At 70.3% G+C, this 17692-nt stretch carries 17 protein-coding genes; 13 read left to right on the forward strand and 4 right to left on the reverse strand.

Annotated features, from left to right (window positions below; all coding sequences use genetic code 11):
• Nucleotides 1–66: 66 nt before the first annotated feature.
• The 3 genes from FHR82_RS00105 to FHR82_RS00115 all read left to right on the forward strand — a co-directional run bounded on the left by FHR82_RS00105 (nt 67) and on the right by FHR82_RS00115 (nt 2784).
• Nucleotides 67–903, forward strand: coding sequence for a sugar phosphate isomerase/epimerase family protein (locus tag FHR82_RS00105; RefSeq protein WP_184808148.1), 837 nt, complete (start codon nt 67–69; stop codon nt 901–903).
• A 52-nt stretch (nt 904–955) separates the two neighbouring features.
• Entirely contained in the window at nt 956–2353 is a 1398-nt protein-coding gene (gene xylB, locus FHR82_RS00110; RefSeq protein ID WP_184808149.1) for a xylulokinase, read from the forward strand.
• Between the two features lie 80 nt (nt 2354–2433).
• Nucleotides 2434–2784, forward strand: coding sequence for a hypothetical protein (locus tag FHR82_RS00115; RefSeq protein WP_184808150.1), 351 nt, complete (start codon nt 2434–2436; stop codon nt 2782–2784).
• A 1-nt stretch (nt 2785) separates the two neighbouring features.
• Here the strand turns inward: FHR82_RS00115 and FHR82_RS00120 are convergent, their stop codons facing one another.
• Entirely contained in the window at nt 2786–3250 is a 465-nt protein-coding gene (locus FHR82_RS00120; protein WP_184808151.1) for a hypothetical protein, read from the reverse strand.
• A gap of 106 nt (nt 3251–3356) precedes the next feature.
• On the opposite strand from FHR82_RS00120, the gene FHR82_RS00125 reads away from it, so the two are divergent.
• From FHR82_RS00125 to FHR82_RS00170, 10 genes are all read left to right on the forward strand, one after another.
• The gene (locus FHR82_RS00125) at nt 3357–4529 is read left to right on the forward strand and encodes a saccharopine dehydrogenase family protein (protein ID WP_184808152.1); all 1173 of its coding nucleotides are present in this window, start codon (nt 3357–3359) and stop codon (nt 4527–4529) included.
• A 163-nt stretch (nt 4530–4692) separates the two neighbouring features.
• On the forward strand, nt 4693–6012 hold the full coding sequence (locus tag FHR82_RS00130) for a hypothetical protein (protein WP_184808153.1): 1320 nt from the start codon (nt 4693–4695) through the stop codon (nt 6010–6012).
• Nucleotides 6009–7004 carry a hypothetical protein gene (locus tag FHR82_RS00135; RefSeq protein ID WP_184808154.1) on the forward strand — a complete coding sequence of 332 codons (996 nt, stop codon included), beginning with the start codon at nt 6009–6011 and terminating at the stop codon, nt 7002–7004. The genes FHR82_RS00130 and FHR82_RS00135 overlap by 4 nt, the downstream gene beginning before the upstream one ends.
• Entirely contained in the window at nt 7001–7387 is a 387-nt protein-coding gene (locus FHR82_RS00140; protein WP_184808155.1) for a hypothetical protein, read from the forward strand. Before FHR82_RS00135 ends, FHR82_RS00140 begins: the two co-directional genes overlap by 4 nt.
• Nucleotides 7388–7562: 175 nt before the next feature.
• Nucleotides 7563–8717, forward strand: a complete 1155-nt coding sequence (locus FHR82_RS00145) for a BMP family lipoprotein (protein WP_184808156.1) — start codon at nt 7563–7565, stop codon at nt 8715–8717.
• Between the two features lie 81 nt (nt 8718–8798).
• A complete protein-coding gene (locus tag FHR82_RS00150) occupies nt 8799–10388 on the forward strand; it encodes an ABC transporter ATP-binding protein (RefSeq protein WP_184808157.1) in 1590 nt (529 codons plus the stop codon).
• Nucleotides 10385–11476 (forward strand): ABC transporter permease, encoded by a 1092-nt coding sequence (locus tag FHR82_RS00155; RefSeq protein WP_184808158.1) that lies wholly within the window; start codon nt 10385–10387, stop codon nt 11474–11476. The genes FHR82_RS00150 and FHR82_RS00155 overlap by 4 nt, the downstream gene beginning before the upstream one ends.
• Nucleotides 11473–12753: an ABC transporter permease gene (locus FHR82_RS00160; protein ID WP_184808159.1), complete on the forward strand. Its 1281-nt coding sequence runs from the start codon at nt 11473–11475 to the stop codon at nt 12751–12753. Before FHR82_RS00155 ends, FHR82_RS00160 begins: the two co-directional genes overlap by 4 nt.
• 144 nt (nt 12754–12897) lie before the next feature.
• Nucleotides 12898–13281: a cytidine deaminase gene (locus FHR82_RS00165; RefSeq protein WP_184808160.1), complete on the forward strand. Its 384-nt coding sequence runs from the start codon at nt 12898–12900 to the stop codon at nt 13279–13281.
• A 4-nt stretch (nt 13282–13285) separates the two neighbouring features.
• Nucleotides 13286–14554: a thymidine phosphorylase gene (locus FHR82_RS00170; protein WP_184808161.1), complete on the forward strand. Its 1269-nt coding sequence runs from the start codon at nt 13286–13288 to the stop codon at nt 14552–14554.
• A gap of 321 nt (nt 14555–14875) precedes the next feature.
• Here the strand turns inward: FHR82_RS00170 and FHR82_RS00175 are convergent, their stop codons facing one another.
• The 3 genes from FHR82_RS00175 to FHR82_RS00185 all read right to left on the reverse strand — a co-directional run bounded on the left by FHR82_RS00175 (nt 14876) and on the right by FHR82_RS00185 (nt 17690).
• Entirely contained in the window at nt 14876–16177 is a 1302-nt protein-coding gene (locus FHR82_RS00175; RefSeq protein ID WP_184808162.1) for a M20 family metallopeptidase, read from the reverse strand.
• A gap of 171 nt (nt 16178–16348) precedes the next feature.
• On the reverse strand, nt 16349–16666 hold the full coding sequence (locus tag FHR82_RS00180; protein WP_184808163.1) for a hypothetical protein: 318 nt from the start codon (nt 16664–16666) through the stop codon (nt 16349–16351).
• A gap of 64 nt (nt 16667–16730) precedes the next feature.
• On the reverse strand, nt 16731–17690 hold the full coding sequence (locus tag FHR82_RS00185) for a DUF6183 family protein (protein WP_184808164.1): 960 nt from the start codon (nt 17688–17690) through the stop codon (nt 16731–16733).
• Nucleotides 17691–17692: the final 2 nt, after the last annotated feature.

Consider the following 17692-nt stretch of genomic DNA (forward strand, 5'->3'; position numbering starts at 1 on the left):
TCGTTGTTCACCCCATCTCCACCCGTCCCAATGGAGGGATCTGTCGTGGCTATTTCTAGAAGGTCCATGCTTCGTGGTGCCGCCGGCGCCGCACTCGCGGTCGGCGCCGCCGGGGTTCTGCCCGGTGTCGCGTCGGCTGAACGGGGCGGGCACGGTGGGCACTGGGGCCTGCGTGTGCCCAAGGACAAGATCAGCATCCAGCTGTACACGCTGCGGTCGATCCTCGAGAACGATCTCGAGGGGACGCTCGACGCGCTCGCCGACATCGGGTACCGCAAGGTGGAGCTCGCAGGCACGTACGGGCGCAGCGCCGAGGAGTTCCGGAAGCTGCTGGACGCCCGCCGCATCAAGGCGACGTCGACCCACGTCGGGATCGACGGGGACATCGACCAGGCCATCGCGGACGCGAAGGTCCTCGGCAACCGGCGCAGCAATGTGGCGTGGGCGAACTTCGGGACCATCGCGGAGTGGGAGACCTTCGCCGACCGGCTCGAGGCCGCCGGCAAGGCCTACCGCCGCGCGGGCATCGGGTTCGGCTACCACAACCACGACCACGAGTTCCAGGCCATCGACGGTGTCCGGCCCTACGACGTGCTGACCCGCCGGACCTCGCGGCGGAACGTCAGCCTCGAGATGGACCTGTACTGGGTCGTGGTCGCCGGTGCCGATCCGGTGCGGGAGTTCTACAAGATCGCGGGCCGCGTCAAGCAGTACCACGTGAAGGACCGCGCGCCGGACGGAGGATTCGCCGACCTCGGTGAAGGCAACATCGACTTCAGGCGGATCTTCCGCGCCACCCGGCCGCTGGAGGTCGAGGAGTACATCGTCGAGAACGACCAGCCGGTCGACGCGCTCAAGTGTGCCGAGACCGGTTACAACTACCTCGCCAACCTGCGTTTCTAGGCGGTCCGGCGACCGCCGAACCCGCATAGACTCGATCTCGGAGGTGTTGACCATGCCGCTGGTGGCCGGGGTCGATTCGTCGACCCAGTCCTGCAAGGTGGTTGTGCGTGACGCGGAGTCGGGCGCCCTCGTGCGCAGTGGTTCCGCACCGCACCCCGACGGGACCGAGGTGGACCCGGCGGCGTGGTGGACCGCGCTGCGGTCGGCGATCGACCAGGCGGGCGGCATCGACGATGTCGCCGCCGTGTCGGTCGCCGGCCAGCAGCACGGCATGGTGTGCCTCACCGAGTCCGGCGAGGTGGTCCGGCCCGCGTTGCTGTGGAACGACACCCGTTCCGCCCAGGCCGCGGCCGACCTCGTCGACGAACTCGGCGGCGGCGCGGCGTGGGCCGACGCGGTCGGCGTCGTCCCGGTCGCGTCGATGACGGCGAGCAAGCTCCGCTGGTTGCGCGACCACGAACCGGAGTCCGTGGCCCGCACCGCGGCGGTGTGCCTGCCGCACGACTACCTGACGTGGCGCCTGTCCGGCGGCGGCCTGGACCGCCTGACCACCGACCGCGGCGACGCGTCGGGCACCGCGTACTTCTCCGCTGCTACCGGCGCATATCGCACCGACCTCCTGAAACTCGCGTTGGGCAAGACCCCGGCGCTGCCGAGGGTCCTCGGTCCTTCCGACGACTCGGGCCGCACCCCGGCGGGCGCCCTCCTCGGCGCGGGCACCGGCGACAACATGGCCGCCGCGCTCGGCGTCGGCGCCGAGCCGGGTGACGTCATCGTCTCCATCGGCACGTCCGGCACCGCGTTCGCGGTCGCCGACAAGCCGTGTGCCGACGCGGCCGGCCTGGTGGCCGGTTTCGCCGACGCGACAGGACGGTTCCTGCCGCTGGTGTGCACGTTGAACGCCGCCCGCGTACTGGACGCGGTCGCCCGCATGCTGGGCGTCGACCACGACCGGTTCGCCGAGCTCGCGCTCACCGGCCCACCGGGCGCCGACGGCCTGACGCTCGTCCCGTACCTGGAGGGCGAGCGCACCCCGAACCTGCCGGCCGCCACCGGTGCGCTGCACGGCCTGCGCCTCGCGAACGCGACCCCGGCACACCAGGCCCGCGCGGCCGTCGAAGGCATGCTGTGCGGCCTCGCGGACGCACTCGATGCTCTTGTGGCACAAGGAGTCCGCACCGACCGGGTGCTGCTGGTCGGCGGCGGCGCCAGGTCCGCCGCCGTCCGCCGCATCGCCCCGACCGTGCTCGGCCGCCCGGTGCTGGTGCCCGAGCCGGGTGAGTACGTGGCCGACGGCGCCGCCCGCCAGGCCGCGTGGACCCTCGCCGGTGGCAACGCCCCACCCAACTGGCGGCTGGGCGCGACACAGCGCCTCGAAGGCGACCCGACCCCTGGCCTACGCGAGCGCTACGCGGAGGCGAGGGAGAAGATCGTGGACCGCCCGAGCTGAGTCGGACATATCGAGCCTGCTAGAACTGCCTGTACCAACGGGCTGACCCGCGGCCTGGCCGACCAAGGGAGATCGTTCTCGTGGAGTTCGTCCGCCTCCTTCTGGTGTTCCTGCACCTGCTGGGCATGGCGCTGCTGGTGGGCATGTTCCTGGTCCAGCGCCGCGCCGCCGCCGATGCGCCGCTCAACAAGGGCTGGCTGCACGTCGCCGCGCTGCAGCTGATCACCGGGCTCGCGCTGCAGCTCCTGGCCCCGGCCACGGACCAGGACTACAACGGCATGAAGCTCGGCATCAAGACGCTGATCCTGCTGGTGATCGGTGCGCTCGCGCTCGTGTACGTGATCCGCCGCGTGCCCGCCCCGAAGTGGCTCCCGCCGACGATGGTCGGTCTGGTCGTCGTGAACGTGGGCATCGCGGTCTTCTGGACGTGAGTTATGCGGACTTGCTGCGCAGGATGCTGAGCACCTCGGCCATCTGACCATCGATCGCGTCGAATCGACGGTCCTGCGCGGCGAACCGCTCGTCGTGCGCGGTGAACAGCTCCTTGTGGTTGTTGAGTTCGTTCATGTGGTCCAAGGTGTAGCGGCTGTAGACGTTCATCTTCGTGTTGAGCAGACTGAGCGTCTGCACGTCCGGAGGTGGCAGCGACGGGTCGTGTTCGTGTGCGGGCTGTTCGAGGAGTCGCTCCAGCCGATCGAAGCGCTCCTCGACGTGGCTCTTGAGAGCGCGGACCTCCGTGGTGAGGTTGTCGGCTTTGCCGTCGAGTCCGTCGACGCGCGAGATGAGGGTGTCGACCTTGGCTTCTGTTTTCCTGCCTTGTTTGTAGAGGTCCTCGATGTCGTTCTTGTTCTGCTTGTACTGGCGGTTCAGCTCTGCGGCTGTGCTGCGGAAGGCCACGGATCGGATCCTAACTGCGGGGTGGTCGCGCTGGGCGGCGTCACATTTCTGTCGGTAGGGTGGCTACTCGTCGGTAGGTTTTGGGGTTCGTGGAGGGTGTTCGCGCATGTCAGTGGGGCGGGAGTTCGACGTCGTTCTCTTTGGTGCCACCGGGTTCACCGGTGGGCTCACGGCCGAGTACCTGGCGGCGCATGCGCCCAACGGTTGTCGGTGGGCGATCGCCGGTCGGTCGCGGGAGAAGCTCTTGGCGGTGCGGAAGCGGCTCGCCGAAATCAACCCCTCGTGTGCTGATCTCGAGTTGCTCGTCGCCGACGTCACCGACCGTGAGGCGTTGCGGGCCGTGGTCTCGCGAGGGCGGGTGGTCGTCACCACCGTCGGTCCGTATCTCCGTTACGGGGAACCACTTGTGGCGGTGTGTGCGGAGACGGGGACCGACTACCTCGACCTCACCGGTGAGCCCGAGTTCGTCGACCGGATGTACCTCGACCACCACGAGACGGCCGTCGCGAGTGGAGCGCGGATCGTCCACTCCGCGGGGTTCGACTCCATTCCTCATGATCTCGGGGTGCTGTTCACCGTCAAGCGGTTGCCGGAAGGGGTTCCGCTCGACGTGCAGGGGTACGTGTCCGCGTCCGCGACCTTCTCCGCCGGGACCTACCACTCCGCCATCACCGCGTTCTCCCGCCTGCGCGAGATGGCGGCCGTCGCCAAGCGGCGGCGGCGGGTCGAGGGGCGGCCCGGCGCGCGGACCATCCGTGGTGCCAAGGGGCGGCCCCGGTTCGAGAAGGACGCCGACGCGTGGGTGCTGCCCGCGCCGACCATCGACCCGCAGATCGTGTTGCGGTCCGCGCGTGCCCTCGAGCGGTACGGGCCCGCGTTCCGGTACGCGCACTACCTCGCGGTCAGGAAGCTGCCCGTCGCCGCCGGGATCGTGGGTGCCGTGGGTGCCGCGGTGGTGCTCGCGCAGGTGCCGCCGGCCCGGAAGTGGCTGCTGTCGCGCATGTCCTCCGGGGACGGGCCCACGCAGGAACGCCGCGACAAGGCCTGGTTCCGGGTGCGGTTCGTCGGTGCGGGTGGTGGTCGCCGGGTGGTCACCGAGGTGTCCGGGGGTGACCCCGGCTACGGGGAGACCGCCAAGATGCTCGCGGAGTCGGCGCTCTGCCTCGCGTTCGACGATGTGCCGAAGAGCGCGGGGCAGGTGACGACGGCCGTCGCCATGGGGGACAGGTTGATCGACCGGCTGGTGCGGGCCGGGCTGACGTTCCGGGTCGTGGAGTAGTGGAGTTCATGGCGTCGATCGTGCCCGGCGGGGGCGACGGGTGCGATCGGGCGACGTGGATCTGTGGACAAGTCCGGTGGCTGTGGACAACTGCCACGAACGGCCGGGTCTGATTCGGCGAACTGTCGGTCGTGCGTGGTAGGCGCGTGAGAGGCTGCGGCGCGTGCGTGTGGTGAGAACGCTCGCCGGCCTGCTCCTCGCCGGCGGCGTCGTAGCGGGGGCAGCGCCGCCGGTGATGGCCCAACCCCAGGAGCGACCGCCCGTACTGGACGTCGGACAGGCCCTGGACGACCTCGCTGACCAGCGGATCGTCCGGGCGCCCGGTGCCGTCGCCCACCTCGACGACGACCTGGTGCGGTCGGCTCTCGGCGACGACACCTACGTCATCCTCGCGCCCTACACGGGCCGCATCGAGGAGGGCGGCAACTACCCGGACGGCGAGACGCACGACAAAGTGGTGAGCGAACCGCTCCAGTCCTGGGCCGAAAAGAACCGGAAGAACCTGGTTCTTGTCGAGGGCATCGGCGTGACCCTCTACGGCGAGACGCGCATCGGCGCCTCCGTGGCGAACATCCCCGAACTACGGCAGATGACCGCCTACCTCGACGTCACGATCCCGGTGGTCTACGCGGCCCGGTACGCCCACGACGAGGACACGGCGGCCGACTTCGACGGCCCGGTCGCCGACCCCGTGACACCGTCCGCGGCGCAGGTCGACGACCTCGCCGGGCACCTCCGCGACGCCCCGGTCCACAACGCACCCGGCCGCGACGACCCGGTCGACCCCCGCATGGCGCGGCTCGCCACGGAGTACGGGATCGGTGTCCGCATCGCCGCGCTCCCGGCGCTCGAACCGGGGCAGCCGTTCGTCGACTACGCCCCCGCGCTGCTCGAACGCTTTCCCGACGACGTCGTGATGGTCGCGCAGGGCCGGTGGCTGGACATCGCGGCGCGGGACCAGGCCAAGGCGACCTCCGCCCGCGACTACGCCTACGGCCGCTTCGAGTACGGGAGCTTCCGCCAGGGCAGCCTCATGCAGGACCGCGTCGGCACGGTCCTCGAACGGCTCCGGTTCCTCCTCAAGAACAACGCCTACGGGCGGCCGCAGCCACAACCCCAGCCGAGGCCGCAGCCCTACGACGTGCGGCAGACGATCAACGACCTCACGCCGTGGGTGCTGGTCGGCGCGGCGCTGGTCCTCGGCGGTGTCGGGCTCTACAGCTGGCGCCGCGTCCAGACCGACCGGACGGACGCCGAGCGGAGGGCCATGCGCCGGGAGAGCGCGCGGGCCATGGCCAAGATCGGGGAGCTGGGCGCGGCGCTGCTCGCCGCCGAGGAACGTGGAGAGGCGGCCGACCCGGCGGCGGCCGAACGGTACGCCACGGCCCGCGCCCTCTACGACGAGGCGCTCACCGCGAAGGCGATGGCCGAGGTCACCGGTGTTGCCGAGGAAGGGCTCGCCGAGGGGGTGCCCGCGTCGTGAAGGCCAGTACGAAGAAGCGGCTCCTGATGGAGCTGCGCAAGGACCACTGGTTCGGGGTGCCGCGCTGGTTGGTCGTGGCCGTCGCGGTGGCGGTGCTGATCGGTTACGGCACGTTCGGCAGGCCGTCCAACGGTCCCGCGCCGGTGTCCGCCGAGGTGCGGACGATCGTCGAAGGGCTGCGGACGACCTCGGTCTACGAGGCGCCGGACGCGCCGGGCAAGGTCGACGCCGAGCGGGCGCGGGAGCTGATCGGCGACCGGCCCATCGTGCTCGTGCTGCTCGACGAGGACACGCGGTCCACGTGGGACCCGTTCGAGGACCACGGTGACGACCTGTGCGAACAGGTCGCGAACGTCGTCACGACCTCGCTCGTGATCCTCTACGGGCGGGAGTACCGCGGCGACTACGGACCGGACTTCTGCGTCGGCCCCGAGTTCTCCAACCCGCAGAACCCGGTCGAGCCCGGCAACTACGACTTCGTGCTGATCGCCAAGGCGGAGCTCGGGTGGAAGTACCGGGTGACCGAGGACGACATGTTCGCGCAGGTCGAGGAGTTCGTGTTCGCGTTCGACGAGCAGGCCGCCCAGGACTACCCGGGCGGCGTGCCGCGCAGGGCCGTCGTGGTCCCGCCGCCACCGGCACCGGACTCCCTGCAGACCTGGCAGATCATCCTCTCGCTCGCCGGCATCCTGCTCGGCACGATCGCGGCGTTCGTGGGGCTGCGGCTGGTCGGCCGGGTGGTCGCGCGGCGGGCCGCCCACGGCGCCGACCTGCGCACCAGGAACGAGGCGGCGAGCGCGCGACTGAACAAGCTCGCCGACGTCGTCCTGCACCCGCCGCGCCCGAAGACGGCGGCCGACGCCCGGTGGCAGGCCGACCTCGCGGGTGAGTACGTGCGGGTCCTGGCGGAGTACGAGGGGGCGAACACCCGCTCGAAGCTCGCCGCGCTGGGCGGGCGGCTGACGGAACTGGAGAAGGAGGCGGCCAGGTGATCTGGGTGTGGATCGGCATCGCCGTGGTGCTGGTGGCGGCCGGGGCGCTCGTGCCGGTGCTGTCCGGCAGGGACCACCGGCTGCGGAGCAACGACGAGGCGGTCGCCGCGCGTTCGCGGTACCACCAGCTCGGGCACTACGTCGAGGACACCGTAGGCATGGGTCCAGTCGAAAGTCTCGAAGACGAAAAGGCCATGGCATTGCTGCGAACGGCCCATGAGCGCTACAACACGGCGGGCGCCACCCTGGCCCGCGCCACAACGGAGGAGGACTTCCTGCTGGCGCTGCGTATCGCGGAGGAAGGCCTGGCCGCGGTGGCCGACGCGTACACCAGAATCGGGCGAACGGGGCCGCGGATCAAGAAACAAAGGCGTCACAAATGACCGCTGAGCACGCAGGCGATCACATTCGGTACTAGTCTGCGCGCGCTCGAAGAACGATTGGGTCACGCGGGTCTACGCGGCGGTAGCAGTTTCGCGACCGCAGAGTACGGTCTCGCCAATAAGTCGGCGTCCGGCGCTCGGCCGGGCGTGTTCATGAAGGCGGAGGGAGAAAGCCTTGCGCTTCAAGCGGGGAGTCGCGGTCGCCGCGATCGCGCTGACCAGCGTGCTGTCCGTGGTCGGTTGTGCGAAGGATTCGGGATCCTCGAACAGCGGTTCGGGTGGCGGCGACAACGCCACGGGCTGCAAGACCGTGGACAAGCCGGCGGCGGCGTCCGGAGAGACCACCACGACCGATGCCGGTGCCAAGGTGGACGGCAGTGCGCTCAAGGTCGGTCTGGCCTTCGACATCGGTGGCCGCGGCGATGCGTCGTTCAACGACTCGGCGGCGGCCGGCCTGGACAAGGCCGTCTCGGACATCGGGGTCAAGAAGGAGAACACCAAGGAGCTCACCGCGACCGACCAGGAGAGCGAGGACGCGAAGCTGACGCGTCTGCGCCAACTGGCGCAGGAGGGCCACAACCCGATCGTGAGCGTGGGCTTCGCGTACTCGGACGCGACCGCCAAGATCGCCGCGGAGTTCCCGAACACCCAGTTCGCCGTTGTCGACGGCTTCGTCGACAACGCGCCGGCCAACGTCACCTTCCTCGGCTTCGCCGAGCAGGAGGGCTCGTTCCTCGTCGGTGTCATCGCCGCGCTGAAGAGCGAGAGCTGCACCATCGGCTTCGTCGGCGGCGTGAACGTGCCGCTGATCCAGAAGTTCCAGGCCGGTTTCCAGCAGGGTGTCGAGACCGTCGCGCCGGACGCCAAGGTCGTCTCGAAGTACATCACCGAGGCTGGTGACCTCACCGGTTTCGCCGACGCCCCCAAGGGCCAGGTCGCCGCCAAGGGCCTGATCGACCAGGGCGCCGACGTCGTGTACCACGCCGCCGGTGCTTCCGGTAAGGGTGTGTTCGCCGCCGCGAAGGAGGCGAACGTCCAGGCCATCGGCGTCGACTCCGACCAGTACAACCAGAAGACGGTCGCCGAGTACAAGGACGTCATCATCACGTCCATGCTCAAGCGCGTCGACGTCGCGGTGTTCGACTACATCGCCGCGGTCGCGTCGAACAACCTGACGGGTCTGCCCCCGGTCTTCGACCTGAAGGTGGACGGCGTCGGCTACTCGACGTCCGGCGGGAAGATCGACGACGAGACCAAGGGCTGGGTCGAGGCGTACAAGCAGCAGATCATCGAGGGCAAGATCAAGGTCTCGGACACTCCGAGCAGCTGAGTCCCGAAAGTGTGTGACGCCCGTGGGTGTGCGGTGAGGCAGCCGCGCACCCACGGGTCTTTCCTGTGAGGAAGGGTCTCCATGACCGACACCGAGGTCGACACGGCGACCGACACGGACGCGCAACCCGTGCCCGCCGTCGCGCTCGCCGGCATCACGAAGCGGTTCCCCGGCGTCGTCGCGAACAGCGACGTCGACCTGACCGTGAGAGCGGGCGAGGTGCACGCGCTCTGCGGCGAGAACGGCGCGGGCAAGTCCACCCTCATGAAGATCCTGTACGGGATGCAGCCCCCGGACGAGGGCACCATCACGGTGAACGGCGAGCAGGTCCGGTTCAAGTCCCCTTCGGACGCGATCGCGACCGGCATCGGGATGGTCCACCAGCACTTCATGCTGGCCGACAACCTGACCGTGCTCGAGAACGTGGTGCTGGGCGCCGAGAACATGCACGGGATCGGCAAGAAGGCCAGGGCGAGGGTCCGCGAGCTGGGCAGCGCGGTCGGGCTCTCGCAGGACCCGTCGACGCTGGTCGAGCGTCTCGGCGTGGCCGACCGGCAGCGCGTGGAGATCCTCAAGGTCCTCTACCGCGGCGCGCGGATCATCATCCTCGACGAGCCGACCGCCGTGCTCGTCCCGCAGGAGGTCGACGAGCTGTTCGACACGCTGCGGACCATGCGGGCGGACGGCTACACCTTCCTCTTCATCTCCCACAAGCTCGACGAGGTCCGCGCCATCGCGGACTCGATCACCGTGATCCGCCGGGGCACGACCGTCGGCACGGTCGACCCGACGACGGTCACCACCCGCGAACTCGCCGAGATGATGGTCGGCTCGGAGCTGCCCAGCCCGGAGACCCGCACCTCCACGGTCACCGACAAGGAGGTCCTGCAGGTCGAGGGCCTCGTGCTGGAGACCCCGGACGGCCGCCGCATCCTGGACGACCTGGACCTCGTGGTCCGCTCCGGCGAGGTGCTGGGCATCGCGGGCGTCGAGGGCAACGGCCAGACCGAGCTGGTCGAGACCCTCATGGGCATCCGCAAGGCCGCGTCCGGCCGGGTGTCGCTGAACGGCCGCAACCTCACCAGGGCGGGCACGCTGACCCGTCGCGAGGCAGGCATCGGCTACATCCCCGAGGACCGCACCCGCCACGGCCTGCTGCTCACCGAGCCGCTGTGGAAGAACCGCATCCTCGGCTACCAGACTCGCAAGCCCACGTCGCGCGGCGCGTTCCTCGACATCGCGGGCGCCCGCGAGGACACCAGGCGGATCGTCGAGCAGTTCGACGTCCGCACCCCCGGCATCGAGGTCGCGGCGGCCTCCCTGTCCGGCGGCAACCAGCAGAAGCTGGTGATCGGCCGGGAGCTGTCCGGCGACCCGGTGCTGCTGATCGCCTCCCACCCGACCCGCGGCGTCGACGTCGGCGCGCAGGCCGCGATCTGGGACCACATCCGCAACGCCCGCGCCGCGGGCCTCGCCGTGCTGCTCGTGTCGGCCGACCTCGACGAGCTGATCGGCCTGTCCGACTCGATCAAGGTCATGCTGCGCGGCAAGTTCGTCGCCGACGCCGACCCCGCGACCGTCACGCCGGAGGACCTCGGGTCCGCCATGACCGGCGCCGGTGTCGTGGACGAGTCGGGTGTGCTCGTGACGGAAACTGGAGGAACCCCATGAACGCCCGGCTGCGCTCGTCGCTGCTGGCGCCCGGACTCGCCATCGTCTTCTCCGCGGTGCTGTGCGCGGTCGTGCTGCTGGTCTCCGGCGCGAACCCCGCGAGCGCGCTCGGCGCGATGATCGGCCAGGTCGGCGAGGGTCAGGTGGCGGTCGACATCGTCAACTCGACGGCGATCTACATGCTGGCCGCGCTGGCCGCCGCCATCGGCTTCCAGATGAACCTGCTGAACATCGGGATCGAGGGCCAGTACCGCGTCGGCGCGCTGGTCGCGGCCATCGTCGGCGGCGCGATCGTGTTGCCGCCGGTGCTGCACTGGCTGGTGATCCTGGTGGTCGCGGCCGTCGCGGGTGCCGCGTGGGCGACACTGCCCGCGATCCTGAAGGTCACGCGCGGGGTGCACGAGGTGCTCTCCACGATCATGATGAACGCGATCGCGTTCGGTCTGGCCGCGTACCTGATCCGCCGCGACCAGTTCGGCATCCTGGTCGGCAACAACGTGTCGACCGAGCCGATCGCCGACTCCGGCCAGGTGCCGGGCATCGAGATCGGTGACCGGGGCACGGTCTTCGGCCTGGTGTTCCTCGCGGTCGTCGCGGCCGCAGTCTACGGCGTGGTGATGAACCGGACCCGGTTCGGGTTCGAGCTGAAGGCGTCCGGTCTCTCGCCGACCGCCGCCGCGGCCGGTGGTGTGAACGCCAAGAAGATGATCGTGGTGTCGCTGCTGGTCTCGGGTGCCGTTGCCGGTCTGGTCGGCATGCCGGAGATCCTGGGTCGCGACCACGCGTACACGCTGAACTTCGCGTCCGGCTACGGCTTCGCGGGCATCGGCATCGCGCTGCTCGGCCGCAACCACCCGGTCGGCATCGCGTTCGGGTCGCTCCTGTGGGCGTTCCTGGAGAAGGCGAAGGGCGCGCTGGACAACGAGGGTGTGCCGAGGGAGATCGCGACGATCATGCAGGGCTCGATCGTCCTGTCGGTGGTCGTCGCGTACGAGATCGTGAAGCGGATGGAGCTGGCCGCCGAACAACGGCGGGTCGGCCAGGCCACCGGCACCGCTGAACCTGTCGGGGAAGGTGCTGCCAAATGAGCATGGTCGATGTGCAGCCGACGGCGCCCTCGGGCATGACGATGGCGCCGCCCCCGCGCAAGCGGATCATCCCCGGCTGGGCGACGTTCGCGCTCGGCATCGTCGCGGTGGTCGGCGTGCTCGCCACCACCTCGTACCTGACCGGCGAACCGGCGCTGACGTCGTCGTCGACGATGCAGAACACGGTCACGCTGGGCCTGCCGATCCTCCTCTGCGGTCTCGGTGGCATCTGGGCCGAACGCTCGGGCATGATCAACATCGGTCTCGAGGGCATGATGATCCTCGGTACCTGGGGTGCGGCGTGGGCAGGCGTGCTGGGGCTTGGCCCGTACGGCTCGGTGTTGTTCGGCGCGGTCTTCGGTGCGCTGGGCGGTCTGCTCCACGCGATCGCGACGGTGTCGTTCGGCGTCAACCACATCGTGTCCGGGGTGGCGATCAACCTGCTCGGCGCCGGTGTCGCGAAGTACCTGTCGACGCTGATCTTCGCGCCGCTGTCGGACAACCCGCGTGACTCGCCGCCGATCGAGCGGTTCGACACGTTCTCCGCGCCGGGCCTCGGCGACTGGCTGGGCGAGCTGGAGTCGGAGCAGCGCGCGGTGATCTCCGACGTGGCCGGCCTGCTGCGCGGGCTCGTCACGCGGGTGTCGCCGATGCTGATCATCGGCATCCTGCTGGTGTTCGTGACCTACCTCGTGCTGTGGCACACCAGGTTCGGCCTGCGGCTGCGGTCGTGCGGCGAGAACCCGGTCGCGGCCGAGTCGCTCGGCGTGAACGTGTACCTGCACAAGTACGTGGCGGTTGTCGCGTCCGGCGCGCTGGCGGGCATCGGTGGCGCCGCGCTGGTGCTGGGGTCGAGCCCGTCGATCTACTCGGAGGGCCAGACCGCGAACCGCGGCTTCATCGGCCTCGCCGCGATGATCTTCGGCAACTGGCGCCCCGGCGGCACGCTCGCGGGCGCGGGCCTGTTCGGGTACGCGGACGGCCTGCGGCTGTCGTCGGGCCCGGAGACGGTGCACTCGCTGCTGTACGCGGCGGTGATCTGCGCCGGCCTGCTGGTGATCTGGCAGCTGTTCCGCCGCAAGTGGACGACGGCGGCGCTGGCCGCGGTCGGCGCGGTCGCGGTGTACGTGCTGTACTACGCGACGGACGAGCTGCCGACGCAGTTCCTGCCGTACACGCCGCACATCATCACGCTGGTGGTGCTGGCGCTGGCGGCGCAACGACTGAGGCCACCCGCGGCCGATGGAATGCCGTACAGGCGAGGTGAGGGTGACTGAGCGCAGCTTGCGGAGCGAACATCATGACTTTGCGCAGCTTGCGGAGCGAGCATGTGACTTTGCGCAGCTTGCGGAGCGAGCATGTGACTTTGCGCAGCTTGCGGAGCGAGCATGTGACTTTGCGCAGCTTGCGGAGCGAACATCATGACTGATTGGGAGAAGCTGAGGGCCGTCGCTGTGGAGGCGGCCCAGGCTGCGTACTGCCCGTACTCCGGCCTGCAGGTCGGCGCGGCGGCGGTGTGCGACGACGGCCGGATCGTGACCGGCTGCAATGTCGAGAACGCGTCGTACGGCGTCGGCCTGTGCGCGGAGTGCACGATGGCGGGCCAGTTGCGCCTGACGGGCGGCGGCCGGTTCGTGGCGGTCGCGTGCCGTTCCGGTACGGGTGACTTGCTGATGCCGTGTGGCCGGTGCAGGCAGATCCTGTACGAGTTCGGCGGCCCGGACTGCCTCATGGACACCCCGGACGGCCCGGTGCCGATGTCGGAGGTCCTGCCGCACGCGTTCGGCCCGGCTGATCTACCGTGACGAGGTGAAGCACACGGCGGTCGACGTCATCCGGACCAAGCGCGACGGCGATGTCCTGTCGGACGCCCAGATCGACTGGGTGATCGACGCGTACACCCGGGGCGAGGTGGCCGACGAGCAGATGTCGGCGCTGGCCATGGCGGTCTTTCTCAACGGCATGACGTTCGAGGAGACCGCCCGCTGGACCCAGGCGATGATCGACTCGGGGGAACGGCTGTCGTGGCCGGTCCCGACGGTCGACAAGCACTCGACGGGCGGTGTCGGCGACAAGATCACGCTGCCGCTGGCCGCGCTGGTCGCGACCTGTGGCGTCGCGGTGCCGCAGCTGTCCGGGCGGGGTCTCGGGCACACGGGCGGCACGCTGGACAAGCTGGAGTCGATCCCGGGCTGGCGGGCGCAGCTGTCGACGGAGGAGATCCGCGCACAGCTGTCCGACGTCGGTGCGGTGGTGTGCGCACCGACCACGGGCCTCGCGCCCGCCGACCGCAAGCTGTACGCGTTGCGGGACGTGACGGCGACTGTCGAGTGCGTGCCGTTGATCGCGTCGTCGATCATGTCGAAGAAGATCGCCGAGGGCGCGGGTGCCCTGGTGCTGGACGTGAAGGTCGGCTCTGGCGCGTTCATGCGCTCGATCGAGGACGCCCGTGAGCTGGCGAAGGCGCTGGTGGCCATTGGGGTGGCCCACGGCCAGAAGGTGTCGGCACTGCTGACGGACATGTCGGTGCCGCTGGGCCGAGCGGTGGGCAACGCGGTCGAGGTGGCGGAGGCGGTCGACGTCCTGCGCGGCGGCGGCCCGTCGGACGTGGTGGAGCTGACGGTGGCACTGGCGTCGGAGATGCTGTCCCTCGCGGGCGTGTCGGCGGACCCGGCGACGGTACTGGCGTCGGGCGCGGCCTATGAGACGTGGGAGAAGATGATCTCCGCGCAGGGCGGTGACCCGTCGGCCGAGCTGCCGTCACCGAAGCACGTGCACGTCGTAGCGGCACCCCGGGACGGGGTGCTGACCAGGCTCGACGCGCTGGGCGTCGGGGTGGCGGCATGGCGTCTCGGTGCCGGGCGGGCGCGGAAGGAAGACCCGGTGCAGGCGGCGGCAGGCATCATCTGCCACGCGAAGCCGGGGGATGTGGTGACGGCGGGCGAGCCGCTGCTGGAGCTGCACACGGACACCCCGGACGCGGTGGACGGTGCGCTGGCGTCGCTGGACGGCGCGTACGAGATCGGCGACGAGGCCGCGGCGCGGGACGGCCTGGTGATCGAGGTGGTCCGGGGCTAGCGCCACCGAAGACGCTGTCGAGACAGCTGCAATGCCATGAAGGGGTCCTTCGTCACGCCCGGCGTGATGAAGGACCCCTTCGTTGTGCTCAGCGTGATGAAGGACCCCTTCGTAACGCCCGGTGTGATGAAGGGCCCCTTCATGCCATAGGGCCACGTCCTGAAAGCGCCTTTCACGGCACGAAGGCCACCGAGCACGGGGCAGACCCGCAGCCAAACAACGAAACCGAGGAGCCATCCCAGAGACCTGCCCTCCGGCGAGGAGCCTCCGGAGGGCACCCCATCCGGCGCGCGGATCCAGGCTGAGTGCCCCGAATGCGTCTCAGGCCAGGGCGGCCAGCGCTGTGTGCGTCAGCACGCGGACCCCCGTCAGCAGGGCCCGCTCGTCCAGCACGAACGTCGGCTGGTGCAGATCCGGCGGCGTACCCTCCCCGGACCAGACACCCAACCGGGCAAAGGATCCGGGCACGTTCTCCAGGTACCACCCGAAGTCCTCGCCACCGGACGACTGCTTGGTGCCGGTCACGGCCTGCTCACCCAGCGCGGCCTCGACCCCGGCCCGGAGCACCGCCTCGGACTCGACGTCGTTCACCACAGGCGGCACGCCGCGCCGGTGTTCCAGCTCGAACCCGACCCCGGTGGGGGCGAGCAGCGACTGCACCAGCCCGGCCACCAACGGCTCCAGGTCGGCCCACACCTCGTGGTCACCGGTGCGCAGCGTCCCCCGCAGGACTCCGTCCTGCGGCACGGCGTTCGGCGCCTCACCGGCGTGCACGGCGCCCCACACGAGCACGGTCCCGGACCGCGGGTCGATGCGGCGCGACAGCAGCGCGGGCAGCCCCGTGATGACGGTGCCGAGCGCGTGCACCAGGTCCGCCGTCAGGTGCGGTCGCGACGTGTGCCCGCCGGGCGAGGTGAGCCGCAGCTCGAGCAGGTCCGTCGCCGACGTGATGGCACCGACGCGGGTGCCGACGCTGCCGACCCTGAGCCGGGGGTCGCAGTGGAGGCCGAAGATGGCGTCCACTCCGTCAAGTCCGCCCGCGGCGATGACGTCCAGCGCGCCGCCGGGCATGACCTCCTCGGCGGGCTGGAACACCAGCCGGACCCGGCCGGGCAGCTCGGGTGCGGACGCCAGCGCGAGACCGGCGCCGAGCAGCATCGAGGTGTGGCCGTCGTGGCCGCAGGCGTGTGCCGCGCCGGGCACGGTGGAGGAGAACGGCAGGCCGGTCAGCTCGGTCAGCGGCAGCGCGTCCATGTCGGCGCGGAGGGCGACGCAGCGGTCGCCACCTCCGTTGTCGCCGCCGATGTCGCAGATCAGGCCGGTGCCGGTGTCGAACACCTTCGGGTGCAGGCCCGCGGTGGACAGCAGGCCGGCCACCAGCTCGGTCGTGTTGTACTCGCGCCTGGACAGCTCGGGGTTGGCGTGGATGTGCCGGTACCAGGCGAGCACGTCCGGCGCGTTACGTGTCAGCCAGTCGTCGAGCCATTCCGGCCCGCGACCGGCTCCGATGTCATCCACACTGGGCATACTGACGCCCTTGTCGGTGATCAGCACGCCGGCCCCATTCGCGGCAGCTGAGCCGCCGTCCTTGGGCACGTCGGATCGCGAGTCGAGCACGGTCACGCGATCCTCCCAAGGTCCCGTGAGTGATTCATGATTCGTCAATCCTGCACCATCAGTGGTGGTGGATCGCACGAGGTTTCCTGGTCTACCGGTTGCCGGTACCACCAGAGCGCCGAGCGGTGGGACCGCTTCAGCCTCGCTAAACGATCACTGTCGGCCAGCGGCCGTTGGCTACTTCTTGGGCTTGGCCTTCTTACGCCGGATGCTTCGGCCCCAGATCACGACGCCGATCAGCAGTGCGGAGGCGACGCCCATCACGATCTTCCGCCGCGACTCGGCCCGGTCCGACTCCGTCTCAGCGGGGTCGAGCTCGACCGTCGGCGCGCTCGGCGCGGTGGACGGCCCGGTGGGCGGCGGCGCCGGCTGGTGCCCGGCGACGAGGCCGTACTCACGGTCGGAGGGGTGCGACTCCGCGACCGCGTGAACCGGAAGCAGCGCGACGACGAGCCCCGTGAGTGTCACGACGAGTAGTCGAACCGCGCTGCGCATGAGACAAGCCTATCGAGAAGGTGAACAGTCGATCAGCGGCCGTGTGGGTATTGATGCGAGATCGTCAGTCCGCGTCGGTGGTGGCGAGCACCGCGATCCCGCGCCCGCCGGGCCGCAGGCACAGCACACCGAGGTCCCACGAGATCCGCTTGAACCAGTCGTTCGCCGCGTCGAACAGCCACCACGCGCACCCCGCCACAGCCCCGCCTGCCAGCGCTTTCACCGACCGCCACGCCGCCAGCCTGCCGTACGCGCCGCCCTGCCCCCGGTCGTACGCGCCACCGTCGGCGGCCGCGGTGAACAGCGTCGTCACGACCTGCGGCAGCGTCGCGCGCCGCAATGCGAGCCCGTTGCCGGCGAGGCAGTCGAGACCCAGCGACTCGACCGTCCGGATCCCGACGTCCGTCGCAGCCAGTGGTGCGGCCACCGTGAACACCGCGGCCTCGGCCCGTCCGTTCGACTCGGTCAGCCACGTGGTCACGGCCGAGGTGATGTCCGCCGGGCTGGTCAGACGGGTCGCGGACGGCACCGCGCCGGCCGCCGTGATCAGCTCCGACCGCGTGGTGGCACCCGTTTCGCCGGGCGGTGTTTCCCCGGGCAGTGGCGTCAGCGGCAGCTCGCCGAGCGGGTGCCCGGCCAGCCGGGTCCGCCACTCCGGACCCACCGGTACCCCGCGCAGCACCAGCTCGTGCACCAGGCACGCCCCCAGCTCCCGCGGCAGGTCCAGCGACAGCAGCACCGACGCGGGCTGGCCGGTCGCGAGCAGAGCCGCCGTCGACCGCACCCGCCGCGCGGGCAACCGGGCCGCGAGCCGGACCACGGCCGCCGCCCGCGATGCGGACGGGGTCAGCGCAAGCAGCCGCTCCACGTGGTCGAAGACGCTGTCGTAGGTCAGGTGACCTGGATCCGCGAGCAGCGCGTGCGCCAGCTCCTCCAGCCGAGGCACCTCGTCCGCCGACGACCAGCGGTCCAGCTCCGCGTAGTACGGCCGGACGTCGGCCTTGCCACGCAGCGCGGACAGCATCG

This window comes from Actinophytocola algeriensis, from assembly GCF_014203735.1.
Classification (GTDB): Bacteria; Actinomycetota; Actinomycetes; order Mycobacteriales; family Pseudonocardiaceae; genus Actinophytocola; species Actinophytocola algeriensis.

What these genes read in the sequence shown, in the direction of transcription:
- FHR82_RS00150 (WP_184808157.1), top strand. Translation starts at nt 8,799, where the DNA reads ATGACCGACACCGAGGTCGACACGGCGACCGACACGGACGCGCAACCC.
- FHR82_RS00155 (WP_184808158.1), top strand. Translation starts at nt 10,385, where the DNA reads ATGAACGCCCGGCTGCGCTCGTCGCTGCTGGCGCCCGGACTCGCCATC.
- FHR82_RS00185 (WP_184808164.1), bottom strand. Translation starts at nt 17,690, where the DNA reads ATGCTGTCCGCGCTGCGTGGCAAGGCCGACGTCCGGCCGTACTACGCG.
- FHR82_RS00180 (WP_184808163.1), bottom strand. Translation starts at nt 16,666, where the DNA reads ATGCGCAGCGCGGTTCGACTACTCGTCGTGACACTCACGGGGCTCGTC.
- xylB (WP_184808149.1), top strand. Translation starts at nt 956, where the DNA reads ATGCCGCTGGTGGCCGGGGTCGATTCGTCGACCCAGTCCTGCAAGGTG.
- FHR82_RS00165 (WP_184808160.1), top strand. Translation starts at nt 12,898, where the DNA reads ATGACTGATTGGGAGAAGCTGAGGGCCGTCGCTGTGGAGGCGGCCCAG.
- FHR82_RS00105 (WP_184808148.1), top strand. Translation starts at nt 67, where the DNA reads ATGCTTCGTGGTGCCGCCGGCGCCGCACTCGCGGTCGGCGCCGCCGGG.
- FHR82_RS00125 (WP_184808152.1), top strand. Translation starts at nt 3,357, where the DNA reads ATGTCAGTGGGGCGGGAGTTCGACGTCGTTCTCTTTGGTGCCACCGGG.
- FHR82_RS00160 (WP_184808159.1), top strand. Translation starts at nt 11,473, where the DNA reads ATGAGCATGGTCGATGTGCAGCCGACGGCGCCCTCGGGCATGACGATG.